Origin of the sequence: Flavobacterium limi (assembly GCF_010645075.1) — a bacterium.
GTDB classification, from domain to species: Bacteria; Bacteroidota; Bacteroidia; order Flavobacteriales; family Flavobacteriaceae; genus Flavobacterium; species Flavobacterium limi.
In genome coordinates this window covers 146,496-160,154 of record NZ_JAADZV010000002.1, presented here as the reverse complement: position 1 = coordinate 160,154, position 13,659 = coordinate 146,496, and the positions used below count along the sequence as shown (strand labels likewise).

Annotated in this window: 8 protein-coding genes; all 8 read left to right on the top strand. The window is 34.3% G+C overall.

The features are described 5' to 3' along the window. The 8 genes from GXM16_RS05385 (at position 1) to GXM16_RS05350 (ending at position 13,653) form a co-directional block, all read left to right on the top strand. Positions 1-567, top strand: coding sequence for a hypothetical protein (locus GXM16_RS05385; protein WP_163393381.1), 567 nt, complete (start codon positions 1-3; stop codon positions 565-567). A 41-nt stretch (positions 568-608) separates the two neighbouring features. Beyond that, positions 609-1,514, top strand: coding sequence for an ROK family protein (locus GXM16_RS05380; RefSeq protein WP_163393380.1), 906 nt, complete (start codon positions 609-611; stop codon positions 1,512-1,514). Positions 1,515-1,557: 43 nt separating this feature from the next. Continuing rightward, on the top strand, positions 1,558-3,354 hold the full coding sequence (locus GXM16_RS05375; protein WP_163393379.1) for a hypothetical protein: 1,797 nt from the start codon (positions 1,558-1,560) through the stop codon (positions 3,352-3,354). Between the two features lie 82 nt (positions 3,355-3,436). Then, positions 3,437-4,285 (top strand): DUF4861 family protein, encoded by an 849-nt coding sequence (locus GXM16_RS05370; protein ID WP_163393378.1) that lies wholly within the window; start codon positions 3,437-3,439, stop codon positions 4,283-4,285. Between the two features lie 146 nt (positions 4,286-4,431). Further along, the gene (locus GXM16_RS05365; RefSeq protein WP_163393377.1) at positions 4,432-6,099 is read left to right on the top strand and encodes an alpha-amylase family protein; all 1,668 of its coding nucleotides are present in this window, start codon (positions 4,432-4,434) and stop codon (positions 6,097-6,099) included. Between the two features lie 57 nt (positions 6,100-6,156). Further along, positions 6,157-7,728 carry a glycoside hydrolase family 28 protein gene (locus GXM16_RS05360; protein ID WP_163393376.1) on the top strand — a complete coding sequence of 524 codons (1,572 nt, stop codon included), beginning with the start codon at positions 6,157-6,159 and terminating at the stop codon, positions 7,726-7,728. 6 nt (positions 7,729-7,734) lie between these two features. Further along, positions 7,735-9,564 (top strand): metallophosphoesterase family protein, encoded by a 1,830-nt coding sequence (locus GXM16_RS05355; protein ID WP_163393375.1) that lies wholly within the window; start codon positions 7,735-7,737, stop codon positions 9,562-9,564. 51 nt (positions 9,565-9,615) lie between these two features. After that, positions 9,616-13,653 (top strand): hybrid sensor histidine kinase/response regulator, encoded by a 4,038-nt coding sequence (locus tag GXM16_RS05350; RefSeq protein ID WP_163393374.1) that lies wholly within the window; start codon positions 9,616-9,618, stop codon positions 13,651-13,653. Positions 13,654-13,659 lie beyond the last annotated feature (6 nt).

Below are 13,659 nucleotides of genomic sequence, written 5' to 3'. Positions count from 1 at the left end.
ATGAAAAATATAATTTTAGCAGTCCTTTTTTGTGGAATATTTCAAATGGCGTCAGCACAAAGTTTTGTTCCTACAATTAAAAACAATACACAGCTGCATTATGTCTGTAAACTTCACGGTCAGACAAGAGCATTGACGCTGACTTCAAAAATAACGGCTGAAGCACTTGTATTTAATCTGGATACCAGAGATGTAAACAGCAACATTGTAACTAAATCTGAAGCCTTGAAAAACGGTAATGCCTTAAGTTATAATCAGGGAGAATATGCTCCGGTTTTAAATCTGAAAACAAACGAAACTTTTTTTATGATTTCGCAATCAGCCTATCAGGATTTAGTAAAAAACAACAGGTTTATTTATAACAATACGACTTACATCTTGGATCAAAATACGGATAAAAATACAGTTGCCATTGAAGGAAAACAAGTTGATGCGCTGCATGTAATCGCCCAGATTGATGAAACAGAAATGTGGATCATTAAAAATCCTGAATTTCCTTTAATCTGTAAAATAACCAAAAATCCGCTGGGAATCAACTGGACATTAGTAAAAATTGTTGATAAATAATCGTTGTAAAAAAATAATAGGAGCGTAATATAAGATACAAAATGGAAAAAAAATATGCTATCGGTATGGATGTAGGAGGAACACATATTACTTCTGCTGTCATCGATGTTACAAATATGAAAGTTTTAGATTCTTCTGTCCATAAAGAAAGTTTTGATTCTAATTTACCCGTAAATCAGGTTATGGATTTTTGGGAGAAATCGATTCGGCTTTCTTTAGAAAACTCAGCAATAAAAAAAATAAACGGAATTACGGTTTGTATACCGGGACCATTCGATTATGAAAATGGTATTTCGATGATTAAAGGACAGGCAAAATATGAGAATTTTTACGGATTAAATGTTAGTGACTTAATAAGAGAAAGACTTAGTCTGTCAGCAGATTTTAATGTTTTTTTTGAAAATGACGCTACTTGTTTTGGCAAGGGTGAAGTTTACAAACATAAAGAGAATCTCTCTAAAAAGGTAATGGCAGTTACATTAGGAACAGGTTTAGGTTCATGCTTTATTGATAAAGGCAGGTCTGTCAATTCCGGAGATTTGGTGCCAACGGACGGTGAAATATGGAATTTACCTTTTAAAAACGGCATGGCTGAAGATTACGTTTCACTGAGAGGATTACTGTCTAAATATTACAATTTAAGTAAAATCCAGCTCGAAAACGGATTGGAACTTTATAATCTGGCAATATCCGGCGATGAAAAAGCACTGAAAGCTTTTCAGGAATTAGGTGAAGACCTGGCTGAAATTGTGATTCCGCTGTTTAAAAAGTTTTCTGTTGAACATTTTATTATTGGGGGAAAAATAGCGAATTCTAATTCTTTCTTTCTTCCTGCTTTTCAAAAAAAGATTAAAGAAGCAAATTGTGAAGTTTCAATTCAGATTTCTGCGGATAATGAAAATGCTGCATTGCTCGGAGCTGCAAGCAGTATTTATGGTTTAGAATAGTCATTCAGAAACATCTTATAAGTTAAATCATAAAAAAAACAATATGAAAAACCAAATGAGCCGCGGAGAATTTATCAGGCTGGGAGGACTTTCCCTGACTGGCGCCTTAATGAGTAATATTGTTTTTGCAAATGATATTTTTTCAGGCAACAGTATTACAAAAGAAGATTCTGAATTAATAAAAAAACTTATTGATAGCAATGATGCCAAAGTCAAAAGTATATTAAATAAAACGGTCACGGATTCTGCCGTTAAATTGAGCAGTTTTCGTGGTATAGCAGGTTCTGTAACTGCACTGACAGCTTCTGTATGCCATCCGAAGTCAGAATTTTATAAATCTGAAATTTTAGCAGATAAACTGAATCAGGCTATGGATATTTTACTGAAAGAACAATACAGCGACGGGACTCTGGATGCGGGCGGAAACCGACAATCTCCTCCGGATACCGCTTTTATTTTAGAGTATATTTGTCCGGCAGCAGCAATTTTAAAACACAATAAACAAGAAAGTTTGCAAGGGCTAAAAGACAAACTGAAAAAGTTTATTTTGAATGCAGGTGAAGCGATGGTTACGGGAGGTGTTCATACACCGAATCACAGGTGGGTCGTTTGTGCGGCTTTAGCAAGTATAAATTCTCTTTATCCTGCGACGAAATATGTAAAAAGAATTGACGAATGGCTGGCAGAAGGAATTTATATGAATGAAGACGGGCATTATGCGGAACGGAGCGGTATTTATTCGGCTGTTATTGACAAAGCCCTGATAACGATGGCCAGGTTATTAAACAGGCCTCAATTACTTGATATCGTAAATAAAAACCTGAAGACTTATTTTTATTATACAGAGCCCAACGGTGATATGGTTACCGTAGATTCAAAAAGACAGGATCAGTTTATGAATTTAAAAGTTACCAATTTCTATTTGCAATACCGCTATATGGCTGTCGTGACTAAAAATCCAATGTTTGCATATATGGTGAATGCAATCGAAAAACTGCCTGAATTTGAAAACAGTATTCTCTCCGGATCTTTAGTGCATTTTATGGAAAACGAGGAACTTCAGAAACAGATTTCCGTAAAAGCTTCAGTGCCGGATGATTTCGAGAAGTTTTTTGCGGTTTCAAATTTGGCAAGAATCAGACGTGGCAAAACTTCCATAACTTTATTTGGCGGCAACGACCATCCGGTAATGATTGTTTCAGGACGATCTTCGAATCCTAATTTTTTGATGTACCGAAAAGGGGAAGCAATATTGAAATATATGCGGCTTTCTACTTCATTTTTCAGAATGGGCTATTTTAGTAGTGAAGGGATTGAGAAAGAAGGAAACAAATACATTTTAAAAGAAACCAAAGAAGCCGATTATTACCAGCCACTTGCAGAAGAATTTCGTAAACCGGATGGAGATTACAAATTATCAGAATCTCAGGATGGACGATTTTGGAATAAAATGGATTTTGATTCGCGAGTAAAAAGCAACGTTAAAAAACAAACAACAATAATTGAAATCACAGAAAACAATGGAACGCTTAGTTTAGATTTTAAAGTAGTTGGACCGCCCAATGTTGAAGTAACCATTGAAATGTGTTTTAAAGAAGGAAGCAATATAACCGGAGCCACATTGGATGAAAAAAAGAATTATTTTCTCAAATCTGAATTAGGAACACTTTCAATGGGATCAGATAAGATACAATTTGGCCCGGGAAAAGCAGAACATCTCAACACAGAAAATCTGGACAGCGAAGAATACACATATCATCAGGGAAGTTTGAGAACCTCTGGAGAACATGTTTACATTACCGGATTTACGCCTTTCCATCATAAAATGATAATTTCTTAATATTATAAAAAATGTAGCGGTAGTATTGAAAGGTTGTTTTATTTTTACGGAAATTAAATTAATCTTATAAATAATTGAAATTATGAAATTATCATTTATTGCCACTTTGCTGTTTGGTTTTACTTGTTTGGCACAAAATAATACAGACACCAGTTTGTATATGAAGTCCGATAAAATAACGTATTTGACAGACATAGGTTCAGAATCAGGGGATTTGTACAAAACAATCGGACATCATGGTCCTGCAATCGAAAATGAGTGGATGGCATTGAGAATCTATTTTAGTGATAAAGTAGCTATTGATGTTTATAATAAGGCAAAAGCAGGTTTAGAGCTAAGAAAAGCAAATTGGTATCCAACTCCGGAACAGCAAAAAGAAGGATGGGGAGCTGATTATTATAAAGTTGCAGCAACCAGCGGTTTAGGAGGAGTAAAACTGTGGGATGGTGAAAAAGTAGTTCCGTTGAATCCGGTAACAAACCGTTTGGCCAGAGTTGGAAAAACAGAGACGACTTCATGGATGGAGATGATCTCAAGAGGTGTGCCTTACAAAGGAAAAAAAGTAGATATTTTAGTTCGTGTTACTGTATTTTCAGGGAAACGTGAAGCTAAAGTTGAAGCTTTTAGCTTAAAAGGAGAGAAAGTACAATTTGTTACCGGAGTAAATTATTTTAAAGATTTCCAAACTAAAAAAGGAGCTAATTACATTGCTGTATGGGGAAAACATCCTGAAGATGTAGCAGCAGAGATTGTTGAAGTTGGAGCTGCCATCATGTACAACCCAAAAGATTATGTAAAAACGGATGACGATGGAACACAATATTTGTTAATTTCTAAACCCACAAAACATTTAGAAACAAAAATTATATCCTCTTGTGCAAGAGAAACAGAATTAAATACGCTGGATAAGTTAGAAGCTTATATAAAATAGTATAATTATCTGTAATTTATAACAATGACCCAAAAGTCCCTGTTTAAGTTTTGATGTTACAAATACGATTTTGAGCTTTTATATTTTTAAAGCAAAAATGATGTTTCTATATTATTTTGAGGAGATTTAGAACCAAAATAACAGAAATGAATCGTAGAAATTTTATTAAAACTACCGGACTAACATTAGGTTATTGTTTGATTAGTGATGCTTTATTTGCTGCTCCGGGTCAGCATAAAGTACAATTCATCAATTTTCCTGATGAAATATCAGCTATCATAAATAATCAATTAGTAAAACTTACAGGAACCGGAAACGAAATCTGGAAATACAAAGATGTCGTCGTTGAGCTGAAAAAAACTCAAACAGGCATCTCTGTTACAATTCAGGCTCCAAAAGTAAATATAAGTTCAGTCGAAATGTACTGGAAAACCGCCGACAAAAGTTCGTTCTCAGTTTTAAATGATCACTGGGAACGAACTTACGGCGATATATCATGGCATAGTCCATCTGATATTGAAATTTTGCCATGGTATTTTATGGAATATAATGGCGTAACTACTACAGGTTTTGGTGTAAAAACAGGTGCAAAAACATTTTGCAGCTGGAAAATTCTCAACAAAAAATTAGGGCTTATTATCGACACAAGATCTGGGGGGAGCGGCGTAGTGTTAGGTGACAGAAAATTACAGGCTGCTGAAATTGTAACTATACAAAACAGTTCAGGAGAGTCATGTTTCAAAACTGCAAGAAGGTTTATGAAAATGATGTGCAGCAAACCGCGAATGCCAAAACACCCCGTATATGGTATTAATGACTGGTACTTTAGTTATGGTAATAATTCTGAAAAATTAATTTTAGAACATACACAAATGATGGCTCCGCTGGCAGATGGTCTGGAAAATCGTCCTTTTTCTGTTATAGATGCGGGTTGGTTTCAAAAGGCACCTGCTAAACTTGATAATACTTGTTGGGGAGATAATATGGAAACACCAAGCTCACTGTTCTCAGATATGGGTAAACTGGCGTCAAAAATTAAAACAATTGGAATGCGTCCCGGAATTTGGACCCGACCGCTTTGTGGAAGTTATAAAGCATCAAAAACATTGATGCTGCCATTAAGATACGAAAATGAACCTGTGCTGGATCCAACTATCCCTGAAAATTTAGAAAAAATAAAAAATTATTTTAAACTATATAATGATTGGGGATACGAATTGGTAAAATTTGATTTTACCTCTGCAGATATTTTTGGAAAGTGGGGTTTCAAAATGTTGAAAGAAGGTCAAATGACTAATGAAGTATGGAGCATGTATGACAAATCAAAAACCAATGCAGAAATTGTTTTGCAATTATACCAAACCATAAGAGAAAGTGCTGGAAATGCCTATATTATAGGCTGTAATACTTTTAGCCATTTATCCGCAGGTTTATTTGAAATAAACAGAATTGGGGATGATACTTCAGGGACTGAATGGGAGCGCACTAAAAAGATGGGGGTAAATACTTTGGCTTTTCGAGGTATTCATCATAATACATTCTATGCTGCAGACAGCGATTGTGTTGGACTAACTCCAAAAATCCCATGGGATAAAAATAAACAGTGGATGGAATTAGTAGCGAAAAGCGGAACACCCTTATTTATTTCAGCACAAACAGAAGCCACAGGTGAAATACAAAAGCAAGCCATTAGAGAATGTTTTAAACTGGCATCACAAAAGTTACCACTTGGCGAGCCTTTAGACTGGTTAGAAACACCATTTCCAAAAAAATGGAACTTGAATAATCAGCTTCACTCTTTCGAATGGGATTAAAATATGCCATCAATCTGAATGAAATTTATCATGTTTGAATTATAAATAACTAATGAAATGTCAAAATTTAAACTAAAACTGTTTTTTATTACTGTAATAATCAATCTCTTTGCATTGGGTTTTGAATCGTATGCACAAAAATCTCAAAAAGATTTTCTAATCACCAATTACGGTTCAATAGCTGACGGAAAAACGATTAATACCCTTCCAATCCAAAAAGCAATTGATGCCGCTTTTAAAAATAAAGGAGGCCGTGTAGTTTTTCCCAAAGGAACCTTTTTATCAGGAACTATAATTCTAAAAAGCAATGTTTCATTATACTTCGAAGAAGGAGCAGTATTGTTAGGAAGTACAAATCCGAAAGACTACCCAAATATGACTTTTGAAGGAAGACCCGATTCTCCCAAAAAAGACGACAACTCTCAAATGGCTTTAATCATTGCCCACAAAGCCCAAAACATCTCACTTAAAGGAAAAGGAACTATTGATGGTCAGGGTTTACAACTAGCCCTGAATATTGACAGTCTGCATCACGCAGGTATTGCCGTAGATCCAAAATACAGCCTTCGTCGAAACCGGCCAAACGAAACCATGAGACCGAAACTGTTTCGTTTTTCACAATGCGAAAATATTACAATTGAAGGATTAAAAGCAGGAGAAGCTTCCTGTTGGGGATTATCCTTTGAATTATGCCATAATCTTGTTTTGGATAATCTCAAAATCGTAAACCGCTCGTACTGGAACAATGACGGAATAGACATCACAGATTGTAAAAATGTGAAGGTAACCAACTGCGATATCAACTCAGCAGATGATGGTATTTGTCTGAAATCGTATTATCCCGGATTTTATAATGATTCAGTTTACATTGCCAATTGTACCATCAGATCCAGTGCCAGTGCTGTGAAATTCGGAACCGCTTCTTTTGGCGGATTCAAAAACGTAACTATTAAAGATATAAAGATTTTTGATACTTTTCGTTCTGCCATTGCCATAGAATCTGTTGATGGTGCGTTTATAGAAAACATCGAAGTTTCAGATATAAAAGCAGTCAATACAGGCAATGCCATTTTTATTCGTTTAGGAAACAGAAGCGGCGATAAGCCCGGAAGCATAAAAAATATTAGCCTTAAAAATATAAAAGTACAAGTGCCTTTTGATCGTCCTGATATAAATTATGACTTAAGAGGCCCTGAAGTTGATTTCTTCCATAATCCTTTTCCATCCTCTATTGCGGGATTAAAAGGATTTAATGTTGAAAATGTTATTTTAGAAAACATCGAAATCAATTATCCCGGAAGAGCCTCAAAAGCAATGGCATATTTTCCGTTAAACCGATTGCATCAGGTTCCTGAAGCTGCAAAAGATTATCCCGAATTTTCTATGTTTGGAGAATTGCCTGCATATGGTTTTTATGTTAGACATGCCAACGGAATAAGTTTCAAAAACATCAAATTAACTTTGGATGATTCTGATTTCAGACCAGCTTTTATATTTGATGATGTTCAGAATCTAAAGATGGAAACGATAGATTTTTCCAAAGAAAATGACAAGCAGATTATCTTTAAAAATGTAATTTCATCAACAGTAGATAACGATTTGTCAGTCTATAAGACCGAAATTAAGTAAAATTATATGTTACGAATATCAGGGTTCATATTACTATTATTTTTATTAGCTTCCTGTAAATCTAAGCAGGCACATAAAAATAATGCATTACAAATTGCTTTTATAGCCGATGCTCACTTACAGGATATTTTTGCAAAATTTGAGGATAACGATTATCACGGAATTCAAAATCCCGTAACAGGAGAGTATGCGAATATCAGAACTATGAATTCGCAATTACATTCAACCCGAATTTTTAATGAAAACTATTTTGCTTTTTTAGAAGCCTTAAATGATATTGCAAAAAGAGGGATCAGACAAGTAGTTCTTCCCGGTGATTTTAGTGATGACGGACAGCCCGTTCACATTCGCGGATTACGAAAAATATTAGATGAATACTCTGAGAAATACAGAATGTCATTTTTTGTAACTACAGGAAATCATGATGCAGTAAAACCTTTCGCTCAGGATGCTTATAAAACCGATTTTTTAGGAAAAGACGGTAAGGAGCAGATTATCAGCAGTTCAAAAAAGAATTTTAAACTGCAGGAAAATCAATTAGAACCCATCATCACTGCTGATATTAAAAACTGGGGATACAAAGAAACTTTACAGGAGATGTCCGGTTTTGGTTTTTTTCCTCAAAAAAGCTATTTGTATTGGGAAACGCCATTTTCAAATTACAATTATGAAAGTTATAATTTCGAAAAAGCTTTAGCCGAATCTAATCTGGAAAAAAGAACTTATCCTGTAAAAAATACCAATTTATTTCTTCCCGATGCGAGCTATATGGTAGAACCGGTAAAAGGAGTCTGGCTTTTGGCAATAGATGCAAACGCTTATGTGCCGAATGAAAAATTATCAGGTCAGGCAAATGATCCGCATGATTTTTCGGGAGCGAATATTGGTTATAATAATGTACTCATTTACAAAAGTCATTTGATAGAGTGGGTTAGGAAGGTTTCGGCGGAAGCCAGACAAAAAGGAAAAATTTTGATTGCCTTCAGTCATTATCCGATGATTGATTTTAACGACGATGCTTCACCGGAATTAAAATCACTTTTTGGAGCCAATAAAATGCAATTATCAAGAGTTCCAAATGAAGAAGTGGCCCAAACATTTGCTGATGCAGGGATTCAGATTCATTTTGGCGGACACATGCACATCAACGATACAGGTGTGCGAACGACTTCAAAAGGAAATACGTTATTTAATATTCAGACCCCTTCTTTGGCTGCTTATATGCCGGCTTATAAAATACTTACCATTCACTCCAATACAGAATTGGAAATAGAAACTGTAACAATAAAAAAAGTTTCAAAATTCAATAGTTTATTTCCTTTTTATGATCAGGAATATGCTCATCTCCAAAACATAAAAAGTGATATTATCTGGAATAAAGATATTCTGAATTCAAAAGATTATAAAGGTTTTACAGAATGGCACTTAAAGGAATTAGTTAGGTTGAGATTTTTGCCTGAAGATTTTCCTGTTGCATTTTCAACTTCATTTTTAAAACTCTCAGGAGCAGATTTATCGTATGTAAATAAAAATATTGTAGAGGTCGATAAAATAATTGCATCGAATTCCTTAACCAAAAATGATTTCGAATCCTGGACAGGTTTTGATATGATATTCGATTTCTACCGTTTAAAAAATGCTGATGAATTAGCTAACCCGGAAATAGGAAGCAATAAATTAAAACAATATCAGATAGTTTGCGAACAATTACAAAAATCAGATAATGAAAAACTGGTTTTGTGGGCGAAGATATTTCTGAAAACAATGAACAGCAGACCTTCAGACCATTTTAAGATTAGCTTAAAAAGGAATAAGATTGAACGAATAAATCCTTAATTATTCTTAACTTTAATTTAACTAAAAACGATGTTTATTATTTAGTTTTTTATGAGAAAAAAATCTTCTATACTGTTACTTGGCTTAATCACATTTTATTATTCGCATTCGCAGAATATAAAATTTACGCATTACAATGACAACAATGGATTGTCTCATAATTCGGTTAGGCACATAGTTCAGGATAAAAAAGGTTTTCTGTGGTTTGGAACTTTTTTTGGATTGAATCGTTTTGATGGCTATCAGTTCAAAAATTATATGAGTTCGTCACCAGGCAATAATAAATTGTATAATGATGACATTACAGCATTAGAATTAGATGAAGCTTCGAACCATTTATGGATTGGCACCCGAAAAGGTCTGACACTCTTTAAGATGGATACACATGTCTTTAAGACATTTTTACCTAAAAAAAATGATCCAAATAGTTTGCCAGAAGGAGAGATCAGATCAGTATATGCAGATAAATTTAGAAGAGTCTGGGTAGGTACTAAAAATCAGGGCGTTTTTATGTTTTTTCCGAAAGAAAACAGGTTCGAAAAGATTCCGATTAAAGGTTTTGACTATGTAAAAGAAATTTTTGAAGACAAAAAAGGCAACATATGGGTAGGAAGTTATGATAAAGGATCTGTTGCCAAAATAACACTTGACAACAAAGGGACAATCGTAAAAATAAATAATTATACGCTTACTGTTCCTCATTCTAATGAAAAAAATCCATACATCAATTTTATTTATGAAGATGCTAAAGCCGATATTTTTGTTGGAACACGAAGAGGGCTCTACAAATTAGATAAAATAAACGATCAGTTTGTAAATTTATATATTGAAAACAAAGATATCAGAGGTAATTTAGGACCTTACTTTTTATCCGTTGCTAAAGCTCCGGATGGAAAATATTGGGTCGGAACTTTAGGAGGTTTGCTGGTCTGCAAACAATTGGAAGACATTCAAAAAGGAGATTATAAGTGGTATTATTCCGTATTGTCAGATGACACTTCAATCGTTGATAATTTAGTATCCGCTTTGTATTTTGATCGTGCCGGTGTTTTATGGATTGGAACTGAAGATGGTCTGGACAAGTTTGATCCTTATGAAAACCAATTTGCTCTCAATAAAGATATTTCTCGTTACATTGGCAATCAGGCACCACGTATCAGAGGATTTGCTAAAACATACGACGGAAAAGTAATTGTAGCAACCAGTCATAACGGACTTTTTATTTCAAACGCAAAAGGCTTTGTGCCGCTGTACAATAAATCAATTGATATATCCAGTATTTATTCTGAAGATGGTAAAATTTTTTATTGTGGTCTTTGGGATGGCAGAATGCTGGTGTATAACTACAGTAACAATTCATCAAAAGAAATCAATCTGGGTTTTGATACATCCCCAATTTTTGCTTTCAATAAAATAGGAAATCAGTCCCTTATGGTAGGCTCGTTTGGGGAAGGGGCTGTTATATTAAACACTCAAACTTTACAAGTACAGACTTCCACGGGGAAACTACTTCCGGGCTTTCAAATTAATGCAATTGAAAAAGATACTCAAAATAATGTCTGGTTTGCTACTGAAACAGGTGTTGTGAAATACAATTCAGCTACAGGTAAGATAGAAACTTACAAATCTCTTTCAAAAAAAGAAAACGGTATTCCTAATGAAGACAATGTAAGTGACATTATGATTGACAAAAAAGGTAAGATATGGGCCTCTACACGTTTTGGATTATGTTTGTACAATCCTAAAAAGAACACTTTTGCAACCATAAAAAACTTTAAAGAAATCTCAGGTACATGGATTACAGATATGCTGTCAGACGTAAACGGAAATTTATGGCTAAATATCAATAATAACAGTATTGCCTGGGTAAAATCTGATTTGAAAGATATCAATATTTATCATGTAAACAGTGGTAACAGACTGGATGTTTTTAGTTCAAGCGGTTTTTTTAACTTCAATAATTCTACTATTTTCCTTGGAGGTAAAAACGGTATCATTTCTTTTTCTCCACAAACAATGAAGAGAAACAATTGGTCTCCGGAACCTGTTATCAGCGAATTTAAGATTCAGAATGAAGAAGTGTTTCCTGAAATGGAGATTAACGGGGATATTCCGCTTTCAAAAGAGCTTAACTATGGTAAAAAAGTAGAACTCAATTATAAAAACAGAAATTTTTCACTTCAGTTTTCGACCCCTTCATTCGCAAACGAAAAACTGAATAAGTTTCAGTATATGCTGGAAGGGTTTGACAAACAATGGATTACCGCAAACAGCAATTCAAGAACGGTTCAGTATACTAACCTCTATCCGGGGAAATATATTTTCAAAATAAAATCCAGTAACAGTGATGGTCACTGGAGCAAGGAGGTATCTTACCAAATAAGAATACTTCCGCCATTTTGGTTAACACCATTATCTTTTCTGTTAGTTTTTATTGCATTGGTACTCATTTTTTATTTTATAAGAAAGGAAATTAAAAACCGTATTCGTTTGAAACAGGAATTGCTTACCGAAAAAGTTAACAGGGAACATGATATTAAACTGAATAATGAAAAACTGCGATTTTTCACCAATATTTCTCATGAATTAAGAACACCTTTAACGCTTATTTTAGGACCGGCAAAACAATTACTGGACGAAAACAGCAACGCCACCGATTATGAAAAAAGCCGATATAACCTGATTTATCAAAATGCCAGCAGGCTCTTGAATCTCGTAAATCAGGTACTTGATTTTAGAAAAGCACAGTCAGGTGAATTGAAACTTAAGGTTACAAAAACCGATATTCTAAGCTATTCGAAAAACATTTTTGATTCTTTCAAAGAAATGGCTTTCAATAAAAAAATCAAGTTGAATTTTATTACCGAGGATGAATCCATTGAAGGCTGGATAGACAATGACAAGTATGATAAAATCCTTTACAACCTTTTATCTAATGCTTTAAAGTTTACCAACAAATACGGAAACGTAGATTTATTCATCAGGTTAAAAAATAAGACAGAGGAAATTTTAATCATTGAGGTAATTGATGATGGTATCGGAATTCCGCTCAAAAGTCAGGAAAAAATCTTCAAACGATTTTATCAGGCAACCAACAGCAAGGCCCATAATACGGGGTCAGGTATCGGGCTTTCTCTAGTAAAATCTTTAGTAGCAATTCATAAAGGCTCTATAACTGTAGAAAGTGCCCTGGGAAAAGGAAGTACTTTCAGGGTTGAAATTCCAATTGACCGTATTTCTTATGAAACTAAGGAAGTATTTGAATATGCTTTGAAAAATGACAATTTGAGCATGCTGATTCCCGAAAAATCAGTCAAAAAAACCATTCAGAATACAGAACTGAAGCAAAAAATACTGGTTATCGAAGATAATACGGAACTTAGAAAGTATCTGGTAGATTTTCTTTCTGATTATTACAAGGTTTATGATGCGGAAAATGGAGAGGAAGGTCTTAAAATTTGCCGACAAATAAAACCTATCTTATGCGTTGCAGATGTGATGATGCCAGTTATGGACGGACTCGAATTTTGTAAAGAACTAAAAAATGATGAATTTATCAGCCATATCCCGGTTGTGTTGCTAACGGCACTGGGAGAAAATGTGGATAAAGTCAAAGGATATGAAATTGGTGCTGATGGTTATTTAGTGAAACCTTTTGAACCGACATTATTAAAATCCGTTATTGAAAATGTTATCAAATCACGATTGGAGCTCAAAGCAAAATTTTCCGGTGAAGTTGAGAGCAAAGTAAGTTTGCTTACCCATTCACCAATTGACGAAGAGTTTATGGAAAGAATTACCAATTTAATCAACGAGAATCTGAGCGAGCTGGATTTGTCAACCGAATTTCTGTGTGATAAACTAGGCGTTAGTTCATCAAAACTCTATCGAAAAATTAAAGAGCTGACAGATTTAGCTCCAAATGAATTTATCAGAACCATTCGTTTAAAAAAATCGGCAGAACTTTTAAAAACAAAAAAATATAATGTTTCTGAAGTAACGAACATGGTTGGATTTAATGATCCGTTATATTTTAGCAGGTGTTTCAAAAAACAGTTTGGTTTTCCTCCGAGTAAGCTTATCAACTAAAATAAA

Bases quoted from the DNA above. Each gene is read 5' to 3' on its own strand.
- GXM16_RS05350 (WP_163393374.1), top strand. From the start codon at position 9,616: ATGAGAAAAAAATCTTCTATACTGTTACTTGGCTTAATCACATTTTAT.
- GXM16_RS05365 (WP_163393377.1), top strand. From the start codon at position 4,432: ATGAATCGTAGAAATTTTATTAAAACTACCGGACTAACATTAGGTTAT.
- GXM16_RS05370 (WP_163393378.1), top strand. From the start codon at position 3,437: ATGAAATTATCATTTATTGCCACTTTGCTGTTTGGTTTTACTTGTTTG.
- GXM16_RS05375 (WP_163393379.1), top strand. From the start codon at position 1,558: ATGAAAAACCAAATGAGCCGCGGAGAATTTATCAGGCTGGGAGGACTT.
- GXM16_RS05380 (WP_163393380.1), top strand. From the start codon at position 609: ATGGAAAAAAAATATGCTATCGGTATGGATGTAGGAGGAACACATATT.
- GXM16_RS05385 (WP_163393381.1), top strand. From the start codon at position 1: ATGAAAAATATAATTTTAGCAGTCCTTTTTTGTGGAATATTTCAAATG.
- GXM16_RS05360 (WP_163393376.1), top strand. From the start codon at position 6,157: ATGTCAAAATTTAAACTAAAACTGTTTTTTATTACTGTAATAATCAAT.
- GXM16_RS05355 (WP_163393375.1), top strand. From the start codon at position 7,735: ATGTTACGAATATCAGGGTTCATATTACTATTATTTTTATTAGCTTCC.